Annotated in this window: 19 protein-coding genes; 6 read left to right on the top strand and 13 right to left on the bottom strand. The window is 46.0% G+C overall.

From position 1 onward, the window contains the following. Nucleotides 1–138 precede the first annotated feature (138 nt). The gene (locus ACQCN2_RS00490) at nucleotides 139–1,263 is read left to right on the top strand and encodes an HD-GYP domain-containing protein (RefSeq protein ID WP_426926924.1); all 1,125 of its coding nucleotides are present in this window, start codon (nucleotides 139–141) and stop codon (nucleotides 1,261–1,263) included. A 57-nt stretch (nucleotides 1,264–1,320) separates the two neighbouring features. Here the strand turns inward: ACQCN2_RS00490 and ACQCN2_RS00485 are convergent, their stop codons facing one another. The 5 genes from ACQCN2_RS00485 to ACQCN2_RS00465 all read right to left on the bottom strand — a co-directional run bounded on the left by ACQCN2_RS00485 (nucleotide 1,321) and on the right by ACQCN2_RS00465 (nucleotide 7,756). Continuing rightward, a complete protein-coding gene (locus tag ACQCN2_RS00485) occupies nucleotides 1,321–3,594 on the bottom strand; it encodes an S-layer homology domain-containing protein (RefSeq protein ID WP_426926923.1) in 2,274 nt (757 codons plus the stop codon). A 96-nt stretch (nucleotides 3,595–3,690) separates the two neighbouring features. Then, nucleotides 3,691–4,410: an SDR family NAD(P)-dependent oxidoreductase gene (locus ACQCN2_RS00480; RefSeq protein ID WP_426926922.1), complete on the bottom strand. Its 720-nt coding sequence runs from the start codon at nucleotides 4,408–4,410 to the stop codon at nucleotides 3,691–3,693. A gap of 348 nt (nucleotides 4,411–4,758) precedes the next feature. Then, a complete protein-coding gene (locus ACQCN2_RS00475) occupies nucleotides 4,759–5,802 on the bottom strand; it encodes a glyceraldehyde-3-phosphate dehydrogenase (RefSeq protein ID WP_426926921.1) in 1,044 nt (347 codons plus the stop codon). A gap of 222 nt (nucleotides 5,803–6,024) precedes the next feature. After that, on the bottom strand, nucleotides 6,025–6,540 hold the full coding sequence (locus tag ACQCN2_RS00470; RefSeq protein WP_426926920.1) for a DinB family protein: 516 nt from the start codon (nucleotides 6,538–6,540) through the stop codon (nucleotides 6,025–6,027). Between the two features lie 295 nt (nucleotides 6,541–6,835). Beyond that, the gene (locus ACQCN2_RS00465) at nucleotides 6,836–7,756 is read right to left on the bottom strand and encodes an alpha/beta hydrolase (protein ID WP_426926919.1); all 921 of its coding nucleotides are present in this window, start codon (nucleotides 7,754–7,756) and stop codon (nucleotides 6,836–6,838) included. A gap of 124 nt (nucleotides 7,757–7,880) precedes the next feature. On the opposite strand from ACQCN2_RS00465, the gene ACQCN2_RS00460 reads away from it, so the two are divergent. Then, entirely contained in the window at nucleotides 7,881–9,182 is a 1,302-nt protein-coding gene (locus tag ACQCN2_RS00460) for an MFS transporter (protein ID WP_426926918.1), read from the top strand. Between the two features lie 41 nt (nucleotides 9,183–9,223). Here ACQCN2_RS00460 and ACQCN2_RS00455 read toward each other — a convergent pair whose 3' ends face one another. Genes ACQCN2_RS00455 through polA form a run of 4 tightly spaced genes read right to left on the bottom strand, consistent with a single transcriptional unit; the run spans nucleotide 9,224 to nucleotide 13,900 of the window. Then, nucleotides 9,224–9,790, bottom strand: coding sequence for a lytic transglycosylase domain-containing protein (locus ACQCN2_RS00455; RefSeq protein ID WP_426926917.1), 567 nt, complete (start codon nucleotides 9,788–9,790; stop codon nucleotides 9,224–9,226). Further along, on the bottom strand, nucleotides 9,787–10,389 hold the full coding sequence (gene coaE / locus ACQCN2_RS00450) for a dephospho-CoA kinase (RefSeq protein WP_426926916.1): 603 nt from the start codon (nucleotides 10,387–10,389) through the stop codon (nucleotides 9,787–9,789). The genes ACQCN2_RS00455 and coaE overlap by 4 nt, the downstream gene beginning before the upstream one ends. Before the next feature lie 14 nt (nucleotides 10,390–10,403). Further along, nucleotides 10,404–11,231: a DNA-formamidopyrimidine glycosylase gene (gene mutM / locus ACQCN2_RS00445; RefSeq protein WP_426926915.1), complete on the bottom strand. Its 828-nt coding sequence runs from the start codon at nucleotides 11,229–11,231 to the stop codon at nucleotides 10,404–10,406. 11 nt (nucleotides 11,232–11,242) lie between these two features. After that, nucleotides 11,243–13,900, bottom strand: a complete 2,658-nt coding sequence (gene polA / locus ACQCN2_RS00440; protein WP_426926914.1) for a DNA polymerase I — start codon at nucleotides 13,898–13,900, stop codon at nucleotides 11,243–11,245. 165 nt (nucleotides 13,901–14,065) lie between these two features. Here polA and ACQCN2_RS00435 point away from each other — a divergent pair, with 165 nt between their 5' ends. The 3 genes from ACQCN2_RS00435 to ACQCN2_RS00425 are packed head-to-tail and all read left to right on the top strand — an operon-like array spanning nucleotide 14,066 to nucleotide 15,543. After that, on the top strand, nucleotides 14,066–14,986 hold the full coding sequence (locus ACQCN2_RS00435) for a DMT family transporter (protein ID WP_426926913.1): 921 nt from the start codon (nucleotides 14,066–14,068) through the stop codon (nucleotides 14,984–14,986). After that, nucleotides 14,961–15,095: a hypothetical protein gene (locus tag ACQCN2_RS00430; protein WP_426926912.1), complete on the top strand. Its 135-nt coding sequence runs from the start codon at nucleotides 14,961–14,963 to the stop codon at nucleotides 15,093–15,095. Before ACQCN2_RS00435 ends, ACQCN2_RS00430 begins: the two co-directional genes overlap by 26 nt. A 43-nt stretch (nucleotides 15,096–15,138) precedes the next feature. Then, nucleotides 15,139–15,543, top strand: coding sequence for a VOC family protein (locus ACQCN2_RS00425; RefSeq protein ID WP_426926911.1), 405 nt, complete (start codon nucleotides 15,139–15,141; stop codon nucleotides 15,541–15,543). A 78-nt stretch (nucleotides 15,544–15,621) separates the two neighbouring features. On the opposite strand, the gene ACQCN2_RS00420 is transcribed toward ACQCN2_RS00425, so the two are convergent. Beyond that, nucleotides 15,622–16,311 (bottom strand): ArsR/SmtB family transcription factor, encoded by a 690-nt coding sequence (locus ACQCN2_RS00420; RefSeq protein ID WP_426926910.1) that lies wholly within the window; start codon nucleotides 16,309–16,311, stop codon nucleotides 15,622–15,624. Nucleotides 16,312–16,381: 70 nt separating this feature from the next. Between ACQCN2_RS00420 and ACQCN2_RS00415 the strand changes: the two genes are divergently transcribed. After that, complete coding sequence (locus ACQCN2_RS00415) at nucleotides 16,382–16,855, top strand: DinB family protein (RefSeq protein ID WP_426926909.1); 474 nt, start codon at nucleotides 16,382–16,384, stop codon at nucleotides 16,853–16,855. Here the strand turns inward: ACQCN2_RS00415 and ACQCN2_RS00410 are convergent. The 3 genes from ACQCN2_RS00410 to phoU form a co-directional block, all read right to left on the bottom strand. Next, nucleotides 16,824–17,792, bottom strand: a complete 969-nt coding sequence (locus ACQCN2_RS00410) for a VanW family protein (RefSeq protein ID WP_426926908.1) — start codon at nucleotides 17,790–17,792, stop codon at nucleotides 16,824–16,826. The two genes, ACQCN2_RS00415 and ACQCN2_RS00410, sit on opposite strands and share 32 nt — an antisense overlap. Nucleotides 17,793–17,858: 66 nt before the next feature. Beyond that, the gene (locus tag ACQCN2_RS00405; RefSeq protein WP_426926907.1) at nucleotides 17,859–19,985 is read right to left on the bottom strand and encodes an RNA degradosome polyphosphate kinase; all 2,127 of its coding nucleotides are present in this window, start codon (nucleotides 19,983–19,985) and stop codon (nucleotides 17,859–17,861) included. Between the two features lie 163 nt (nucleotides 19,986–20,148). Further along, nucleotides 20,149–20,805 (bottom strand): phosphate signaling complex protein PhoU, encoded by a 657-nt coding sequence (gene phoU / locus ACQCN2_RS00400; RefSeq protein ID WP_426926906.1) that lies wholly within the window; start codon nucleotides 20,803–20,805, stop codon nucleotides 20,149–20,151. Nucleotides 20,806–20,881: the final 76 nt, after the last annotated feature.

Below are 20,881 nucleotides of genomic sequence, written 5' to 3'. Positions count from 1 at the left end.
AGTCTCGCTCATCTTAAATGCCTAGTCAAGTCAAATCCTTGTGCCTATTCTCTTTAATTTGCGAAAATCCTACAATATAACTAAGAAAGGTTTGTTAATTTTTCCAACACGGTGAACATAAACGAGGAGGGACTTGCTATGCGCTTAGTTTCAATCAGACAAGTCCAATCTGGGATGAAGCTGGGGAAAACCATTTTTACCCCGGATGGAAAAGTTCTCCTTGGTCAAGGAATGGTTCTTAACGACCGCTTGATTCAAGGTCTGATAAAAAGCAACATCGATTCCATCTACATTGAAGACGACCGTACTAGTGATATTATTGTAAAAGACGTCATTCGTCCACAAACTCGTCAAACCGCTATAGAAACGATCCAGTCAACGATCAAACAAATCACCAACACCAATAAGCTGGCGCGACGGATTTCCGTGAAGGATATGGGTCTTCACTTCCAACAGGTTTTTCATGCGATCCTTGGCGACATTATGGGCAATGAAGAAATCCTGACCCATTTATCTACGATCTCCACCTATTCTGGCGGCATGTATCATCACTCGGTCAACGTGGCCGTATTGTCAACCGCTGTCGGGATGTCGCTCGGCTACAACAAGCAGCAGCTCACGGAGCTGGGTATCGGCGCTCTATTGCACGACATCGGAAAAATAGACTTGCCCAAAGAAATGCTGGACAAAGAGACCCAATGGACCGCTGAAGAAAAAGAAATTGCCAAACAGCATTGCATGAATGGATTCAACATTTTGCGTAAGCAACACGATCTCTCCCTGCTCTCCGCTCACGTAGCCCTTCAACATCACGAGCGTCTGGATGGTAGCGGTTATCCGCAAGCCCTGAAGAAAAGTCAGATTCACGAGTACGCCCAGATTGTTGGCATCTGTGACATCTATGATTCCTTGACTACTCCTCGACCATGGCGCAAACGCTTCATGCCACAGGACGCGTTGGAGTATCTGCTCGGATCAGGCGGACATCTTTTCTCGCATCATCTCATTGACTCTTTCCGCCGTCACATCGCCATTTTCCCGTTAGGAAGCGGGGTTGTCTTGAATACCGGAGAGACCGGTGTTATCTGTAAGGTGGATCCCGATTATTGTCACCGTCCAACCGTACGCGTTTTAAGAGACGGTCGCGGGAATGATGTACGATTGCCGTATGAGATCGATCTGAAGCAAGAATTAAGAATGTTCATTATTGGCTTTGAAGATGAAGATTTGTTCAACTATAAACAAACAGCCGCGAACCAATAATCTCATAGAATGAGAAGCCCCCCTTTCATTTTGGAAGGGGGGTCTTCGTTCTTATATTTAGCGTCTACCAAACGTTTTAAACAGTTGCTGATACATCACAGCGACGTCTGCGCGGGTCATGGCTTGCTTTGGTTTAAATTCATGCTGATTCGCTTTTACCGGGAACAATCCACACGAGTAGGCAAGGGCTACCGATGGGATATCGGCTGGGGCTAAATCCGTGAAAGGAACCTTGAAAACCTCTTCATGTTTAAGGACTGGGCTTAAACCAAGGAAACGAATGACCATCTGGGCAGCTTCTACGCGAGTAATCGGTTGGTCTGGATTTAGCTTGCCACCGTTAGCAATAAGGTCATATTTCACCGCTTGCTGGATTGCGCCATAATAAGGATGCTTCTCGGTTACATCCTGATAATTGACCTTCACAGGTTCTTCATTATCACGATATTCATCAAACCTGAAGGATCGTAGCTCGTACTGACCACTCATTTTTATAAGTGAATCGATGAACTCCGCTTTGGTTACAGATTTATCGGGTTCCAGTTTTCCGTCCTGGACGTCGAGAAGGTTTTTGGAGATCGCAAAAGAAAGCGCCTCTTTATCAGGGTGATTGGCAATGTCCTGCGGTACCTTCATCTTACTTAACTCGTCAAAATTGATCCATTTCCCGGAAGCTGCATCGACCACTCCATTACTTCCCACTAAACGGTAGACAAGAATCGGAGTCGATTGCTTAACATCCATTGGGCCATACCGATAATCAAAACCTGGCTGGAAATAGGTGAGCAAGACTTTCTTCTCCTGAAGTTCTACCTCGACAGCCTGCTTTGCGTCTAATTTCGGTTTTATTGGGTTTATTACTGGTGAATTCCCTTCAATAAAATTGTGCATGCCGATGACTTCCCCATCTTTGGGATCCACCTCTACTTCGACTCCACCAAATGGACCTTCAACAGGAATCCCGTCGCATAACCAACCAAAGGAAATCGAATAGCCTCGACTGTTATTCTCCAGCATGGATTGGAGCATCTCTTTGGATGGCTCCTTGCTTAGGAGGTATAGCTCTCCTAACCGGTCAGGATACATTTTTTTCACCAGGTCGATGGCGTTCTCTTTTGCTTTACTCCAAGGAATCGGGGAATCAATTTTTTCTGCTGTTCCACCGAATCGATAATTTTGTTTCGCTTGATTGTCATACCCGATCTTTTCTCCTCGATCACTAATCGTCAGCCTAATTCCGGATTCATACCCTGATTTCTTAGAATCAAGAGGGACAAAAGAAAATGACCAAGACCGGCTCACGGTTCCATCCGGGTCAGTGGATGTTCCGCTACCCTGGTTGCCCTCAGATCGGAATTGCCCAGGGAACTTTTTGATCCATTCTTCCGCGATCTTTTGTGCTTCATCCATTCCAATCAGCTTGGCTGCTCCCGATTGGGCATGTACTGTGCTTCCCAGTGGTTGGATCGGGGTCCCTTGGGTAACGGTTTTTCCTGCCGAGTTCATTATTTCACCCGAATTGGCGTCTACCATGCTCGGGTCGTCCTGTGTGTATTTATAGACAAGTGAAAAAGATGCTCTGCCTGCGCCCGGTCTGGGGATTACATCACCGACTCGAGAGTATTGGAGAGAAGGTTTGATCCCTTCCTGCAGCTTTTTCTTGGCATCTTCAATTGAAAGTTTCGCCTTTCCATCCAGCAAAGGCTCTTCCGTCCAATTTCGACTGAAGCTAATAATGTTCAGGGAAGAATCGACTGTAATGTCAAACCCATTCTCCAGGAAAGGGATTCCATTCTCCACTCGTGTGTAATGAAAACCGATTTGCCCCAGTTCGTTCGCGCCGGAGTAGCTATTCCCTGTGAATTCATTCGCCTTGGACAGCTTGCCCACTTCATCCTTCGCTACCTTGTTCAGGAATGCTTCAGCTGCCTTTTGCGCAGCTTCAGGGGTCAGTTTTTGAGCTCCTGCTTTCAGAGCTTGATCTCTATTCCACAAGTAGTAATTGATAAGCTTGCCCGTCTTCGCATCTAACGAAACGTTCATTCCGTCATCCGCAGAGATGTTCCACCCCAGATTCCAAGTCGAATTTCTCTGGCCCCATTCCGGATGTGCGGGTTCGTATCGGATCTGTTCTTTTTTAGCCGATGCTGGTATAGCAATCAGCGATTTGGCGATTTTCACCGCTTCCTCCTGAGTAATTTCATTCTGCTTTTGTTCCGCGGCGTGAGCCACATGACTTGTCATCACACTAGATGGCGCCAAGCATCCCCCCATCAGCACAAATAGCGCGAGACTGACTTTAGCCGCATGGCTTGTTCTCTTTTTCATCATTTACACCTTCCCTCTCCCTTTGTCCTAAATATTGGACTTCTTTTATTCTACCAAAATTTTCAAAATGGTCAAAACTGGGAGAGAAGGGCTTCAAACTTATGCGTTGGTATCCAACATCGCTGGCATTTGAATTTCTTTTACACAAGATGCCTTGGAAAGGTTCATGACACACTTAACGATTGAAACGACATCGTGAAGTGGAATCTGTGTGCCCTGATGATCTGCCAAGACTTTTTCGATCCCGTCTTCATAGGGAATTTGGGTGGCAATTTCCCCTGGATGGATGCACGTAACGCCTATTCCATACTTCTTTACATGCTCCCGTAACGAATTGCAAATCCCGCGCAAGCCAAATTTGGAAGCCGCAAATGAAACCTGCGTAAATTCATTATGATCAAGGCCTGCTGTAGAACCGATTAAAAAGATTTTGGCATTGTTCGATTGTTTCAGATTGGGCAACAGCTTCTGGATACACGTAATAGTTGATGTTACATTCACCTGAATTATTGTAGAAATTTCGTTGGGATCATCTTTCTCAAAGTCGTAATCATCGCGAAAGCCTTTGCTCTCCCAGATGCCCACATTATAGATCAGAACATCAACGGTAACTCCCTGTAATGCGTCTGCGATTCTTTCACCTGCGTCAGCCAACGATAGATCCGCTTCGATCCAATGACGATGGACGCCGTCGGTAAGCGTTACGCTCGTGGGGCAGCTTCTGGAAACCATCCAAACGTGATCACCTACATCAGGCAAACCTTTGACAAATGCGTCACCCAATCCCTTGCTAGCTCCAAAGATCACAATGTTTCGCATCAATTCCTCCAAGCTGTTTTGTCATTTCTTACATTATAATTCTAAACTTTATAAAATAATATATATAATAACTAAAACTGGAATTTCCATGAAATCATGCAAACAAAACAAGGAGCCCTATTGCATACAGAATGACGGCAGAAAAAAAGCCGAAATTCCTCCTTCGTTGGTTGAAGGAATCTCCGGCTTTGATCGTTTTACGCTTCGTATTTATTCCAGGATAAAACATCGTCGAGCGGCAAGCGGTTCTTCTCGAAGCCTGCTTTGGTTCCTTTACCGAGGGCGATCAACATCAAAATAAAAACCCCCCAATCGAGCCTATACTCGATCAGAGGGTTAATCATACGTTTATGCGCGCACAGCTTCTGCGGTTACTGCTTTTTTGCTATTGGTTTGCTCGGATACATGGCGAACCAAGTCAACAACACGGCAGGAATAGCCCCACTCGTTATCGTACCAAGCCAGTACTTTGATTTGCTTCTCACCCATAACCAGAGTGGACAAACCATCTACGATGGAAGAATTGTCATCGCCGTTGAAATCACTGGATACGAGAGGTTCTTCACAGAATTCCAGGTATCCTTTCATTGAACCTTCCGCAGCGTTTTTCAATACATTGTTTACTTCTTCCATGGTCACTTTCTTGGATACATTCACAACCAAATCTACTAATGACACATTCGGTGTTGGTACACGAAGCGCGAAACCGTTGAGGAGGCCGTTCAATTCAGGAAGTACTTTTCCTACTGCACGAGCAGCTCCTGTGGAGGTTGGAATAATCGACATTCCGCATGCGCGGGCACGTCTGATGTCTTTATGTGGGTTATCTAGATTCTTCTGATCATTCGTGTAAGAGTGAATTGTTGTCATCAAACCATGTTCGATGCCAAATGCTTCATGCAGAACTTTGGCTACTGGTGCCAAGCAGTTGGTTGTACAAGATGCGTTGGAGACGATATGGTGCTTCTCATGATCGTAAATTTGATCATTCACGCCCATTACGATTGTCGCGTCTTCGCCTGTTGCTGGAGCGGTAATGACTACTTTTTTAGCACCGCTTGTCAGATGCTTGCTTGCGCCTTCACGATCCTTGAACTTGCCAGTTGCTTCTACAACGATCTCTACACCCAGTTCTCCCCACGGAAGTTTCAACGGGTCACGGTCGGAGAGCACCACAGTTGGTTTGCCATCGACCAAAATTTTGTTGCCATCTACTTCAACTTTATTCGAAATACGCCCATGTATGGTGTCATGTTTCAATAAATGCGCCAACGTCTCAGGAGGATAACTAGCATTTATCGCAACGATTTCCATATTGGGGTCTTGGATAGCCCGTCGGAATACCATACGGCCAATTCGTCCAAATCCATTAATTCCGATTTTGATAGTCATATATTTATGCCCCTCTCAGCAAATGAGTTATCCTTTATCGCTTATCTATATTATAATAAGTATAACACAATTATCAATGTGTTTTACTAAAAAATAAATATTTGGACTTTTCAACGGTAATTATAGTTTTTTACGTTAGAAAACTTGGTTATTACCCTAAGCCTTAACCGCCCCCCACTAAAAAAAGCACCCTAATTGCAAGGATGCTTCCCATCATTCTTATCAACATTCTTCTGCGTCATCCTGATACCAGAAAAGAGCGTATTCGGTCATCGTAGAAGCGTGACCCAATTGGCGTAGCATAGCTGATACGTTCCCCCGGTGATAGGTTCCATGATTGACCACTTGCATAAGCATCTCCGCCAAAGAGGTAACCCTTTTTCTCGTGTAGGGATTATCAAGGATGACCTTTCTCTCGATATCCGGTTCCTGGCTGAAGAACGCTTGATACTTCTTGGACAAGTCGTCAAACATCGCTTGCAATTCCTCAATGCTTGCGGACTCCGCTGCTTCCTTCACTTGATTCGACAATGGAAATGCTTCTGTAAGGCTCTTCCCACAGAGAACCTCAATCCAAAGGGTATCCACCATGTAAATGTGCGCCATTGCTTTAGATATGGAAGGAAAAACGCTTTGAACCTCTTGCTTGTATGTATCGGGCGGCAGCTCCTTCAAATAATTCAGCATCGTTTGGTTCGCCCAGACGTGATAATCGTACATTTTGATAGGAGTGGTCATTGATCATCTTCTCCTTTTTTATTTTGTGAATAGTGAATAAATTCAAAGAAGCCTGCTTTCCTATTTTTATTCATGCTTGGTTTTGGTATAACACTTTTCGCAGTACTGCGTGTTGAAACAGTGAAATATTTGCAATCACAATACTTATTCCATAGCTTAACTTTCTTTCCTTCTAGAAAAGGTTCCCAGGACAAATAAAGCAAAAAAGGAATAGATCTGTCCTTTGCAGCGGAAGATCTATTCCTTTTCTTTAAGAGCAGTGATAGCTTTGCCTAAACCGCGCTAACCTCAACGCTTATTCCCCAGAGACAAGAGCTGCGACGTCCTTGATCGCTTGTCTCCCTGCTTGGCTGATCCCGGCAAGCTGAAAGAAACCGTGGTTCACACCGAGGTACCGACGGCATTGCGCCTCCACTCCAGCTTCCAACAATCGGCGGTAAAACGTTTCTCCCTCGTCAACCAGCGGATCAAACTCAGCAGTCAGGATGTACGTCTCAGGAAGACCTTGCAGATCATCCCGGAATAACGGACTTGCTTCTGGATGATCGTTTGATAGGTCAGCTAAATAAGCCTCGAAGCCGCTCTGAAGCGTTTCCCGAGTAATTACGTAATCATCGCCGTATTTCTGATAGCTTTCACTTGAACCGCTCGCATCCAGCATCGGATAAATGAGAATTTGTCGTTTGGGAATCCAATTCCCTTCCGCCTTGAGCCTCAAACAAGTAACGAGCGTCAGATGTCCCCCTGCACTATCTCCTGCAAGTGTAATATCATCCGGGTTGCCACCCCAAGACAAGGCATGTTCTTGAACGATATGAGCAGCTTTGAGCGCATCATCATGTGCCGCTGGATATACATGCTCCGGTGCCAAACGGTAATCAACCGCGATGACGAGTGAGCCACTTAAATTCGCTATTTGTCGTAATTGACGATCATGCGTTTCGAAATCACCGCTTACAAAGCAGCCCCCGTGATAATAGAGGAAAACAGGCAGATTCTGTTGATCCAGAGGCTTATAGACCCGTAGCCGTATGCCGTCAATTGTCTCATCAACAACCTTCCATACAGGTTCTGACTCTCCTGCTAGAGCAATCGAGTTCAGGTATCCCTCACGACGCTCTTGAAAGCTCTGAAGTCTTGCGGAGGGACGTCCCGCCTCAATGAACTCGACAACCAATTTTCGAATGCCTGGTTCCAATTGGCTTAGATCCTTCACGAATATTTCCCCTTCCTTGTGACCTGTTGAATATCAAGTAATCCACCGCCAAAATTATATCATTTTCGCTAAGGATTTACGTTTCCCTTGAACTTTTTTCTGTAAATGTATACCACAGTGGAGTATGCTAATAGTTGAAATTATCCAACAAAACGGTGGTGTGCTTGTGGCTATTTTTCGTGAGTGGGTGGATTATCTTCATGGTTACAGCCGTAACGTCAAGCTGTTTTTTTGGTTTAATATCCTGTGGAACACGGGATTGGGTATGTTTGGCGTTATTTATAATTTGTATATCAAGTCACTGGGGTACGGGCAGGAAGCAGTCGGTAATGTTGTCGCGATGACGGCATTGGGGTCAGCCATTAGCTTGATTCCCGTTGGTATCCTAAGTGATCGTTATGGCCCAAAAAGAGTGGCTCAGATTGGCCTCTTGTTCGCCATCGCTGCCCTTGGACTTCGTGCTTGTGTTTCGAATATCCATAATCTTGGGACAACTGCTTTCATTAGTGGACTTTTTCTCGCCATGGTTCAGGTAACCGGTATTCCTTTTCTGGCTGCTAATTCCCGGATGGATCAGCGGGTTCATCTCTTCAGCTTCAACATGGCTCTCATGATGATTGCCAACTTTGTTGGTAATATCGGCGGGGGAATCCTTACTGACTTTTTGAACGGTTCCATCGGCTTTTCGGAGGTGGCTAGTTTACGTATTACGCTTTTGATTGGTGTGGGGTGTGCCGCGATTGGACTTATTCCCGTCACTATGTTTCAACCATCTGTAGGTGATGGGATAGAAAAACAGACCAAACAGCCCTTGCGTGTACTCTTGAACCATCATCGAAAATCCCTTGCCGTAATTGGCTGGTTTACCTTGTTGTCTCTTCTGACAAGTTCAGCGGGTGGCCTAATTGTTCCATATTTGAACGTCTATTTCGCTGATCGATTTCATTCCTCCAAAACATCGATAGGAATTATCGTATCTCTGGGACAGGCGGCTACAGCAATTGCTTATCTGATCGGACCGGCAATCGCCAGAAAGCTCGGGGAGGTACGCGCGGTGATCGTGCTGCAGCTTTCCTCTATCCCGTTCTTACTGCTCACCGCCTTCACGATGAACTTTCCTCTCGCCTGTGGCGGATATCTGTTCCGGCAAGCGTTGATGAATGCCGCCAATCCGTTCCAGACATCGATTAAAATGGCGCGTGTTGATCACTCTCTGCGTGGATTGGCTAACAGTATGGGAGATGCTGCCTTCAATCTTGGATGGTTCCTGGTTGCTCCGGTGAACACATTTCTTGTCCACACGTATGGCGCGTACTGGGGTTACGCCTACGCCTTTAGTTTGACGGCGATTATGTATTGCATGGTTTCAGTGCTATTTTATATCCTGTTCCGAAAAGGAGCTTCCTCCCCACAGGAACAGTCTTAATCACAAAAAGCAAGCAAGAGTCGAGCTCCTGCTTGCTTTTTTCAGTAAGTAAATTCTGATTGATAAATCTCTTGGTAGCGCTTGTGATAATAGAGGACACGCTGTACATAATGTCGGGTCTCACCGAATGGAATATCTTCAAGTGTCTCTTTTCTGCCATCCCACCGCTGATTCTTGATCCACGTATTCACACTGCCGGGACCGGCGTTGTAGGCGGCGATCGTTAGCACGAGATCCCCATCGTACCTCTTCATTAGATAGGACACATACCAGGTTCCAATGTCGATGTTTACTTTTGGAGTGTCCAAGTATTCTTTCGCCATGGGATCAAAAGACGCTTGTGAAATCACCCAGTCCGCCGTTTTGGGCATGACCTGCATGAGGCCAATTGCGCCTTTTTTGGAGGTTAGATTACTATTAAAGTTACTCTCTGTACGGATAATGGCCAACAATAAGAAAGGATCCACTTGAAAACGTTTGGCAGCCGTTTGAACCTCCGCCTCATACTTAATCGGATATACCCACTTCCAGATGTACGGCGTGCTCATAAGCAAAAATACTCCCATCAGAATCAAGAGAAGTATCGCTGCTGTTTTCCGCTTTTTCATTGATTCAACTCCGCCTGCAAAGTAGCAAGCAACCGATCGACTTGCTCTCTAGTCTGTTCACGTGAACCCGAATTATCGATGAGATAAGTCGCTTCCGCTTTCTTCGTTTCTATCGGGAATTGTGCTCGAATTCGCTTCATGGCCTGCTGCTCGTCAACCTCGTCCCGCTCAATCAACCTGGCTAATTGAACATCAGATGGAACGTAAACCAGCACAATGCGATCCACCATATACTGTAGCCTGCTCTCAAACAAAAGAGGAATATCCATGACAACCAGCTTGTTTCCCGCCTTTCCAGCATCACTGGCTCGCTCCACCATTTCTTTGCGTATCTGGGGATGAACGATTGTGTTCAACACATGCCGTTTCTCGTCATCACTAAAAACGATGTCACCCAACTTCTTGCGATCAAGTTGTCCGTCCCAATGAAGAATCTCTTGACCGAAGTACTGGACAATCTGCTCATAAGCAGGCTTGCCTGGCTCCACTACCTCGCGAGCGATTAAATCGGCATCGATAACAGGAATGTGGTGCTCTTTGAATAGCGAAGAAACAGTGCTTTTACCAGTGGCGATCCCGCCTGTAAGTCCAATAATCATGTCTTCCCTCCTTTCTACAGCTTCTGGCATTTCGGGCAAATATGAGTACCTCTTCCCCCCACCACGAAACGGATGATTTCTGTATGGCAGCTCGGACAGGCCTCTCCTTTTCGCCCGTACACATTCAAAGATTGCTGGAACATGCCCATCTCTCCTTGGCCGTTCACATACGATTTTACGGAGCTGCCGCCTTGCTCAATCGCCTCATGCAGCGTGGTGACAATCGCTTCATGCAGACGATTCATCTGTCTTGGCGTCAAATCGCCCGCGCTCTGCTCTGGATGAATGCGCGCTTTAAATAGTGCCTCGTCCACATAGATATTCCCCAAGCCCACCAGAAATTCTTGATTTAACAAGAGCGGCTTGATTTTCGTTTTCTTGCCGGAAAGCATTCGCCTTAACATCGCAGGCGTAAATTCTTGGTCTAATGGCTCAGGCCCTAAATTCTTTAACGGTTCGTTGTGATGCTCTTCTCCCAAAGGAAGGACATCCATGGTCCCAAACTGTCGCACATCTTTATAGCGCAGCTCAGTGCCATCCGTAAAATGAAAAATGACGTGCGTATGCTTCTCAACCTCTTCCTCAGACTGATACAGGCCATATCGACCTTCCATGCGCAGATGAGAAATCAGGACGTCTCGATCCAGCACGAATTTGATGAATTTGGCTCTGCGCTGGATTTGGTGAATGGTTTGTCCGATTAATTGGGCTTTGAACTCCTCGACATCATCGGGACGTCGGATAATCCGTGGGAGTAAAACACTGACTCGCTCGATGGTTTTCCCGATGACGAGCTGACGTAACGTGCGGACGACCGTTTCAACCTCTGGTAATTCAGGCATGGTGATCCTCCCTATTTGGCTTCGTTCCAGGTCCGTCCATAATGAACGTCTACCTTGAGTGGAACGTCTAGTTGCAAGGCTTCTTCCATCACTTCTGGCACGATTTGCTGCATGGTCGCAAGCTCATCCTCCGGTACTTCAAAGACCAGTTCGTCATGCACCTGCAGAAGCATTTTACTTCTCAGCTTTAGCTCTTCCATTCGCTCCTGCATACGGATCATCGCAAGCTTGATGATATCGGCGGCAGTACCTTGAATCGGCGTATTCATTGCCGTACGCTCAGCAAACGAACGAAGATTAAAGTTACTGCTCTTGATATCCGGCAGATAGCGGCGGCGATGCAGCAAAGTGGTGACATAGCCATCTTTTTTGGCTTGCTCCACAATCTCTTCCATGTATCGTTTCACGCCGGAGAAGACAGAGAAATACCGTTCAATGAATTCTCCCGCTTCTTTACGTGTGATGTTCAGGTTTTGCGAAAGTCCGTAGTCACTGATCCCGTACACAATCCCGAAGTTAACCGCTTTGGCTTGGCGACGCATCAGAGAGGTTACTTCGCCCTCTTCTACACCAAATACGTCCATTGCCGTGCGCGTATGAATATCCATACCCTTCTGGAAGGCGTCAATCAGGTTGGCATCCTGCGAGATATGGGCAAGAATTCTCAGCTCAATCTGTGAATAGTCGGACGCCAGCATGTACCAGCCTTCCTCAGATGGGACAAAGGCTTCACGTATTTTGCGCCCTTCCTCCAAGCGAATCGGGATATTCTGCAAGTTTGGCTCTGTACTGCTCAAGCGCCCTGTTGCGGTGGTTGCCTGATTAAAACGCGTATGGATCTTGCTTGTTCTCGGGTGAATCTCTTTTAACAAGCCTTCAATATAAGTAGAGCGCAGCTTGCCAAGTTGACGGAAGTGCAGGATTGTTTCAATGATCGGATGATAAGGCGCTAGTTTCTCCAGAACATCAGCACTGGTAGACGGTCCTGTTTTGGTCTTTTTGAGTACGGGTAAAGCCAGCTTGTCGTAGAGAATCTCCCCTAATTGCTTTGGTGAATTAATGTTAAATTCCTGTCCAGCCAGCGTGTAGATCTTTTGGGTCAAATCTTCCAGCTGAAGATCCAGTGATTCGCCCATTGCGACTAATCGGTGGCTATCTACCTTCACGCCGGTATATTCCATTTGGGCCAACACAAGACTAAGCGGCTCCTCAATCTGAGACAACAGCTCATCCAGCTGATTGGCTTCAATTTCATGTTTCATGACCGTCACACTTTGCCAGATCGCTTTGGCTTTGCGAGCCACATGTTCAGAGAGCACCGTTAACTCAGGCAGTGTACGTTTCGCGCCTTTGCCGTACAAATCCTCGTCGCTGGCTAATTGAACGGAAGCATACTGAGCGGCAACATCATGCAGACTCGGATTGCTTTCCGTCGCATTTAAAAGGTAGGAAGCCAGATAGCTGTCAAAGCGGATTCCTTTGATCTCAAAGCCATGCCAGGCAAGTCCGGCAAACGCCCGCTTCCCGTCGAACACCCACTTGTCTTGCTTGTCGTCTGATAACCAAGCCTGGAACTCCTTCCATTCCTTCGCCACTTCATACGACACGAAGAAGGTTTGTTCCCCACTAGCGAAGCCGAATCCAAGCAGTGGAGCATGGTGGTAGTTATCACCGTCAAATTCCAAGCTAAGTCCCATCGGGGAAGTAAGTTTATCGTTGTATGCTCCGGTTTGATCCGCCTCTATCACTTCAAAAGAAAACGCTTCTTTTGGCTGATCCTCCCCATGCTCTTTGGAGTCTGAAGAAGATGTCTTTACTTTAGGAATAAGCGATTTGAACTCCATCTTCTTGAAAAACTCGACCAATGCGGAGGAATCGTAGCCATTGTACACGGTGTCGTTCAATTCAACTTCAACTGGAGCATCCCGCAGGATCGTCGCCAATGATTTGCTCATCTTGGCTTGCTCCACGTTGTTGCGCAGGTTTTCTTGTAGCTTTTTGCCTGAGACCTTGTCGATATTAGCCAGCACTTCTTCCACAGTGCCATACTCGTGAAGCAGCTTAAGAGCGGTCTTCTCGCCAACTCCCGGCACCCCCGGAATATTATCCGAGGTATCGCCCATCAAGCCTTTGAGATCGATGATTTGAGTAGGCGTAAGTCCATATTTCTCAGAGATTTCCTTGGTCGTGTACAACTCAATCTCACTTACCCCTTTACGAGTAAGCGCGACAGAAACCCGATCCGAGACAAGCTGAAGCATATCCTTGTCTCCCGTAATCACCGTAACCTTCCATTCATCCGCTTGATCTGCGCGAAGCGTCAACGTTCCGATAATATCATCCGCTTCATAGCCTTCCAATTCAAAGCGTTGGATCGAAAAGGCATCCAACAACTCACGAATCACCGGAAATTGCTCAGACAGCTCTGGTGGAGTTTTTGCCCGTTTCCCTTTATATTCCACAAATTCACTGTGACGAAACACCACCTTGCCAAAATCAAAGGCAACAAATAGGTGGGTCGGTTTCATTTCTTCCATTACTTTTAACAGCATAGTCGTAAAGCCTAAGACGGCATTCGTATGTAAGCCCTGTGACGTTGACAGGAGTGGCAAAGCGTAAAACGCACGATTAGCAATACTATTTCCATCGATAAGTATCAAATGATTCATGGTCCGATCCCTCTCTTACTTTCACTAACTTTCATCATACCATAGGCTTGTCGAGAGTAGCAAAAATCACTGGAGTTAAACATTTCTTCATTGTAGATTGACCGAAAGCTGGTACAATAAAACGATAGTGTCAAATATTCTGCAAAAATATTAAGGGAGATTCACATGGAAAAGCCGACATTTCCACCGTATCTGGCGTTATTTATTGGTGTCGCCGCGGTGTCAACTTCTGCAATTTTTGTCAAACTGGCTTCTGCTCCACCTGCGATTATTGCGACGTATCGACTGATTTTCTCCGTGCTGTTGACACTTCCCTTCCTCTTTTTCACCAAGGGTGTGTTTCAAGAAATAAGACGCTTGCAATGGCAGCAATGGGCATGGGGCTCCTTATCAGGCGCATTTCTGGCAAGCCACTTTGTCCTGTGGTTTGAGTCGCTTAATTATACGTCGGTTGCCAGCTCTACTGTGCTCGTCACACTTCAGCCGTTATTCGCCTTCATCGGCGGGTACTTCTTTTTCAAAGAAAGAGTGAACATAATTGGAATACTGGGCGGATTGTTAGCGATAGGGGGTAGCTGCGTCATCGGCTGGGGAGACTTACAGGTAGGGGGTAAAGCCCTGTTTGGAGATATTCTGGCGCTGCTTGGAGCATTAACGGTCACAGCCTATTGGCTCATCGGCCAGCACATTCGTCGGGATGTTTCTATGCTGACGTACACCTTGCTAGTCTACAGCACCAGCAGCTTCTTCCTGCTGCTCTATGATGGTTTCATGGGATATCCTTTGCAAGGCTATCCGGCAAGCGATTGGGGCTGGTTCTTCTGTCTCGCGCTCATTCCAACCTTGCTTGGCCACACGATCTTCAACTGGGTGATCAAGTGGTTGAATACCTCAACGATCTCGATGAGTATCCTGGGTGAACCTGTTGGAACTTCGATTCTGGCTTACTTTATCCTTGGCGAAAAAGTAACCCTTCCACAGTACCTAGGTGGTGCTATCATTCTGTCGGGCATTTATCTGTTTATCCGCTTCAACTCCCATTCGAAAGGAGAAGAAACTGATGAATCCGCAACCTATGAAACGTAAAACGATCAAGGAGTATATCACAGGTCTCACGGTCTGGGGCAAAATCGGCTGGGTGATCGTACTTGGCTATATCGTTGGTCGATTGATTTATTGGGTTTCCAAACTGTAGAAGAGTAATCTTAATTAAAACGTGTCTGTAAGAAGGAGGTATTATGAACTCCCATTTTGTTCACCATATCTGTATCCAAACCAATCATTATGAAGAATCCTTACAATTTTATACGAAATTTCTTGGCTTTGAACTGATTTCGGAATGTCCTAATTTCCACAATCGTCATTATAATACTTGGTTGAAGTTAGGGAATTTTCATATTGAGCTACAAACTGGAAAAATAGGAGAGAGCCTTAGTAACTTCAATCCCAATTCGCAGGGAATCGCCCATCTTTGCCTTTGGGTAGAAGACTTGGTTAACGAGGTTGAGAAATTGAAACCATTAGGCGTTCGTTTCCTGTTAAAAAACGGAAAAGAAATATATCAGGTTGAAAATGGGAGTTTGTGTAAATTAATAGCTCCCGAAGGTACAATTATAGAACTGCGAGATAATCGAGGGATATAGAAACTTAAACGTCCATGAAAAGGCCATGCCTTCTTCTGTGAACAGCGCATTCCTGCCATAACAGGATAGCGCTGTTTTTTATGTCATCACAATACCAAATCGCTCTTTCAAAGCTTCGATTCCTTTTTCTGTGAGGTGAACGGCTCGATTCTTCTCATTTTTGGTGACCCATCCTTGTTCGAAAAAACGAGCTGCGATTGCTGAACCTAACCACCCGGAAATATGGTAACGTCTTTCACTCCAATCAAGACACGGCTTGGCAAATATCCTCCTTTTCGAATTGGCCTCTTCGGTATTGATTCCAAGTTGGAACAACCACTCTTTCCCTTGTTCCGTTACGACATATTCCCCATCTTCTAGGGTGAATACATTCTTTTGAAGCAGTGCTTCGGTCATTTTTACTCCGAGTTCCCCTGCCAGATGATCGTAGCAGGTTCGAGCATGGCGAACTTGCTTCAGCTGATCTGACTGTCGTAATGAACGCACTTGAACAGGGGGAGCAATTGTCCCTAGTGCTTCAAGAACCTCCGCGATCTCTGCGTTCGCCAGTCGATAATAGCGATGCCTTCCGTATTGTTCCGCTATCAGGAGGTTGCCTTCAACCAATTTAGCGAGATGGGAACTGATTGTCGCGTTCGAAACCTTGGCCACATAAGCCAGTTCACTTGCCGGTACGGCTTGGCCATTCATTAAGTAGTCCAGAATGATTGCTCTTGTCGGATCGGCGATTAGTTTTGCGATATATGAAATATTTGGGTATACATTCATATTTCGATGATAACCTAAATGTATTTTTATTACAATTGCCTTGATACTAGTCGCAAGGAGGCAATTCCTATTGAACGCAATTGATCTTAGCATTTTGAATTTAAAAGAAACCCGTCGCCGCTCCATCAAGTTATGGAGGTCTCTTCCTGATAGTTGGTTGACTTGGCGGCCTGACAAAGAAGCGATGTCCTTCGGAGAAATGATCCGTCACGTTTGGAGTGGGAGCTATTACTATCACATGGTGTTAATAAACAACGGGTCACTCCAAACACAGATCCCTCCCCCGTTTGAAGAAGAACCGATTCTTTCGGTTGAGAGTGAAATCGAATTAGCGGAACCGTACTTCGATGATTTTATCGCCTATGTTCAATCTCTCACAGCAGAAGAATTAGAGTCTCGGCTAATTGACCAAAGTGATGTTGACTATCAACGATATGTAGGAGACATGCTTTTGCGAATCGCTTACCATGATGCGGTTCATGCGGGTCAATTTTTACAGCACATGCGTATGGTCAATCTGGAAAGACCTCTGATATGGGACTGAAATGGAAATCCTCCAGTTCTTCTGTTATCTCTTCCACCTCTTGTGGCAACAGCTTGGTCGCTTCAGGTACAATTCTTGGTTCATACTCCAGTTCCTCAAACGAATAGACAGAAATGACGATCTGTCCCTGGCGTGAAAATGATCGGATGAGAACGGGGTGCGAGTACTCATTGCGAAACGAAAAATCGGGACCGCCCCAGCTCACCGTCGCATCACGTCCCGGGGGAACATAGGGCACTTCACGACTGTGGGAGTAGCGGTTGATGATCTTTAGCCCTGCGCGATCTACAGCATTAAACAAGGTGGAGGATACCTGACAAATTCCTCCCCCTATGTCTTCGGAGAACTCTCCTTTTACAATAATCGGCGCTGGCTTATACCCTTTGGCAGGGGTACGCCTGCCAACCACCTGATTAAACGAGAATGTCTCTCCTGGAAAGACCACGTGACTGTTAATCGCTTGTGAAGCGAGATGAATATTATGCGCTCGATTCTCGTTGTGTTGCCGATAATACGTCACGTACGACCCAATTTGTTTTTGCCCCAGCTGCCGAAGCAACGAACGATCCACCTTGGGATAAATCGGCGTCACAGGTGCTTGAATCTCTTGGTTGCTTTGCCCGTAATAGAAGGCAAGCACCCGTTGGAGCATCGCTTTTTGATTGAGCTTCAAACCCGCCTGTTCAGGGATTACGATTCCCATCTTGTCAAAACGCGCGTTCCTAGGAGCCTTATACATCCTTTGGGCTAATCGGTTCAGCCGTTTCAGGAGCTTGTCTTCATCATAATGAGGCCACCCTAACACAGATAAAGTGATTTCTTCTCGGCTCAGCTTGCCAACAGGCTGTTGATTCGCATAGATCACCAATTCATCTCTAGACGGAACAACCGGAGCCGTTTGCGTGTACAATAAGGCAGCCAACATCATCTCAAGCATACCAGACTCACCTCCCCGAATAGTATGGGCGAAGAGGCAGAATTACTTTCAGAAAAAAAGAGCAGGTCACAAGACCCACTCTTCTGCTGGCTTATACGGAGCACTTTCAATTTCCTGGCGTTTTTGTTCCGCCAATTCACTTGTCCACTGGAAAAAGTAAAGCTGGCTGTTCACGGCTTCCTGGCCTTCTTCCGGAGATATCCGGTGATAGGTTCCTGTTGAATCAAGCACTCTTGCTTTGGTGTTGTCTCTCAGATAGACACGCAGAATTTGAGTGACTCGTTCCACCAGGTTAGGCTGCTCGATCGGGAAAAGAAGCTCTACGCGACGATCCAGATTACGAGTCATCCAATCCGCGCTGGACAGATACACCTCAGGTTCTCCACCGTTTCCAAAATAAAAGATTCGGCTATGTTCGAGGAACCGATCAATAATACTGCGAACCTGAATGTTTTCGCTAACACCGGGGATGCCAGGCCGCAAGCAACAAATTCCTCTAATAATCAAATCAATCTGAACACCTGCACATGAAGCCTCATACAGCGAAGAGATGATTTTCTCGTCCGTCAGTGAATTCATCTTGGCGATGATGCGCCCCGGTTTCTCTGGTGTGTGCTTCTCGATTTCGCGACGGATCATTTCGCGGAACTTGCGGCGAAGCCCTTTAGGCGCAGCCTCCAGCTTATGCCATTCCGGCGGCTCTGAGTAGCCGGACAAGTCATTAAATAACGCCGACGCATCTACACCAATCTGCGGGTTGCTCGTAAAGAGTCCAAGGTCGGTATACAATCTAGCGGTACTATTATTGTAATTTCCCGTGCTTAAATGCACATACCGGCGAATGTGATCCCCTTCTTTACGGACCACAAGCGTAATTTTACAATGCGTTTTCAACCCAACTAAACCGTAAATGACCTGACAACCGGACTTCTCCAGTTGACGGGCCCAATGAATATTATTTTCTTCGTCGAATCGAGCCTTCAGTTCAACCAAGACCGTCACTTGTTTGCCGTTCTCGGCGGCTGTCGCAAGCGCCTTCACAATTGGTGAATCTCCACTGACTCGATACAGTGTCTGCTTGATGGCCATCACTGAAGGATCTACCGCCGCCTTGGTAACAAAATCAACCACACTATCGAACGATTCGAACGGCAAATGGACGAGAATATCCCGTTCAGCAATTGCTTCAAAAATATCCTCTTCCCCGATTAAATCGGCGGCAGGCTGCGGCACCATGGTCTCATTACGCAAATGGTCATAGCCTTCTAATTGGGTGAAACTCATGAATTTAGTCAAATCTAGCGGGCCATCAATCGGGTAAATATCACGGGGGTGAATCTCCATCGCCTCTTGGAGAATCTTCCGTACATCGTCATCCATTTGCGCGTCGATTTCCAAGCGGACAGCCGCTCCCCATTTGCGTTTCTTCAATTCTTTTTCAATTTCCTTCAGAAGGTCTTCTGCCCCTTCTTCATCCAGCGTCATATCCGCGTTGCGGGTAATTCGGAATGGATGGACGGAACAAACATCATTTCCTTTAAACAGACGATTGCTGTACATCTTGATGACATTTTCCAGCAAGATAAATTCTTTTTCGTTCTTGCTCGGAAGCTCAATATATCGGGAGAGCACGGCAGGCACTTGCACGACCGCAAACACCTTTTTGCTAGACTTCGACTTCTTACGCTCCAGCATAACCGCTAGATTCAAGCTTTTGTTCAACAATAAAGGAAAGGGTCGGCTTTGATCGACAGCCAACGGAGTAAGGACCGGATAAATATGATAATCAAAATAATCGCTTAAAAATAACTCCTGCTCTGCCGTCAGCTGATCAGCACCTAGGAAATGAATTCCTTTTTCTGAAAGAAGCGGGATAATCTCACGGTTGAAACATTGATATTGTCTTTGTACCATCTGATGTCCCCGTGAGTTGATCATGCGCAGCTGTTCTTTCGGTGTATATCCTGAGGAATCATGCTTGTTGAAATTCACTTTTACCTGATCCTTCAAACCAGCGACACGAACCATAAAGAACTCATCCAGGTTAGAGGAGACGATTGCCAAGAATTTCAATCGCTCCAGTACTGGATTGGACTCATCTAAGCCTTCCTCCAACACGCGAGCATTAAACGCGAGCCAGCTCAATTCCCGATTAATAAAATAGTCCGGATGAAGAAGATCTCTTCCTTCCACCGGTTCTCCCCCTTTTTCCGTACCATATGTGTCCTACTATATATAATACCCTTCTGCGAATTTTGATCAAACACCTTCTTTTTTCACTCAATTCGTACACGCTATTGGAGAAATAAGCAAAAATAGGCATCCCGATTCACGGTTAGCCTATTTGCTTCGCTCGCTACTTATTCAGATCTGTCATTTTCCCTGTGTCCAAGTAGATTATTCGCTCACAAATGTTGGTAACATGATCAGCGATTCGTTCTAGATATTGCGCTACCAAAAGCAGATGGGTTCCTTGCGAAATCGTCTGCTGCTGTTTGGTCATGACCGAGATTAGATCGGAAAAAATCTTGGAGTAAAATTTATCCACGATGTCATCTCGAAGAGCAACGACTTCTGCTAATTGCCTGTCCTTTGCAATGTAAGCATTCAAACTATCACGCACCATCGCTTTTACGTGATTGGCCATCTCAGGAATATCGATCAATGGTTTAGGATAGGCTTCATTCATTAGTCTACGAGTCGTTTTTGCGATAGAGACGGCGTGATCACCCATTCTCTCCAGATCGGTTACCAACTTCAGCATGGTACCCAATCGACGCAAGTCAGAACCGACTGGTTGCTGTAGCGCGATTAGTTGCATGCAGCCTGTTTCAATTTCTTGCTCCAGCTGATTTATTACGCCATCATGGCTAATAACTTCTTCCGCAAGCGTCAAATCGCGATCAACAAGGCTCTTTATGGCTTTATGAATCGCTTCTTCCACGAGTGTACCCATCGAAAGAAGCTTACGATGCAAACTGTCTACTTGAACCTCAAACGCATGTCTAGCCATGTAAAGGCCTCCTCTCGATGCTACTTTGAATTCACCAAACAATCTTACATCGTTTATATGTACCTATTTTTAATAT

The sequence above is a fragment of the Brevibacillus ginsengisoli genome (assembly GCF_050113715.1).
Taxonomy (GTDB): Bacteria; Bacillota; Bacilli; order Brevibacillales; family Brevibacillaceae; genus Brevibacillus_H; species Brevibacillus_H ginsengisoli.
Note: the sequence above shows the minus strand (reverse complement) of the source record. Positions and strands in the feature narration are given on the sequence as shown.

Excerpts from the sequence above, each read along its gene's own strand:
- ACQCN2_RS00490 (WP_426926924.1), top strand. The coding sequence starts at position 139 with ATGCGCTTAGTTTCAATCAGACAAGTCCAATCTGGGATGAAGCTGGGG.
- ACQCN2_RS00485 (WP_426926923.1), bottom strand. The coding sequence starts at position 3,594 with ATGATGAAAAAGAGAACAAGCCATGCGGCTAAAGTCAGTCTCGCGCTA.
- ACQCN2_RS00480 (WP_426926922.1), bottom strand. The coding sequence starts at position 4,410 with ATGCGAAACATTGTGATCTTTGGAGCTAGCAAGGGATTGGGTGACGCA.
- ACQCN2_RS00475 (WP_426926921.1), bottom strand. The coding sequence starts at position 5,802 with ATGACTATCAAAATCGGAATTAATGGATTTGGACGAATTGGCCGTATG.
- ACQCN2_RS00470 (WP_426926920.1), bottom strand. The coding sequence starts at position 6,540 with ATGACCACTCCTATCAAAATGTACGATTATCACGTCTGGGCGAACCAA.
- ACQCN2_RS00460 (WP_426926918.1), top strand. The coding sequence starts at position 7,881 with ATGCTAATAGTTGAAATTATCCAACAAAACGGTGGTGTGCTTGTGGCT.
- ACQCN2_RS00455 (WP_426926917.1), bottom strand. The coding sequence starts at position 9,790 with ATGAAAAAGCGGAAAACAGCAGCGATACTTCTCTTGATTCTGATGGGA.
- coaE (WP_426926916.1), bottom strand. The coding sequence starts at position 10,389 with ATGATTATTGGACTTACAGGCGGGATCGCCACTGGTAAAAGCACTGTT.
- mutM (WP_426926915.1), bottom strand. The coding sequence starts at position 11,231 with ATGCCTGAATTACCAGAGGTTGAAACGGTCGTCCGCACGTTACGTCAG.
- polA (WP_426926914.1), bottom strand. The coding sequence starts at position 13,900 with ATGAATCATTTGATACTTATCGATGGAAATAGTATTGCTAATCGTGCG.
- ACQCN2_RS00435 (WP_426926913.1), top strand. The coding sequence starts at position 14,066 with ATGGAAAAGCCGACATTTCCACCGTATCTGGCGTTATTTATTGGTGTC.
- ACQCN2_RS00430 (WP_426926912.1), top strand. The coding sequence starts at position 14,961 with ATGAATCCGCAACCTATGAAACGTAAAACGATCAAGGAGTATATCACA.
- ACQCN2_RS00425 (WP_426926911.1), top strand. The coding sequence starts at position 15,139 with ATGAACTCCCATTTTGTTCACCATATCTGTATCCAAACCAATCATTAT.
- ACQCN2_RS00420 (WP_426926910.1), bottom strand. The coding sequence starts at position 16,311 with ATGAATGTATACCCAAATATTTCATATATCGCAAAACTAATCGCCGAT.
- ACQCN2_RS00410 (WP_426926908.1), bottom strand. The coding sequence starts at position 17,792 with ATGCTTGAGATGATGTTGGCTGCCTTATTGTACACGCAAACGGCTCCG.
- phoU (WP_426926906.1), bottom strand. The coding sequence starts at position 20,805 with ATGGCTAGACATGCGTTTGAGGTTCAAGTAGACAGTTTGCATCGTAAG.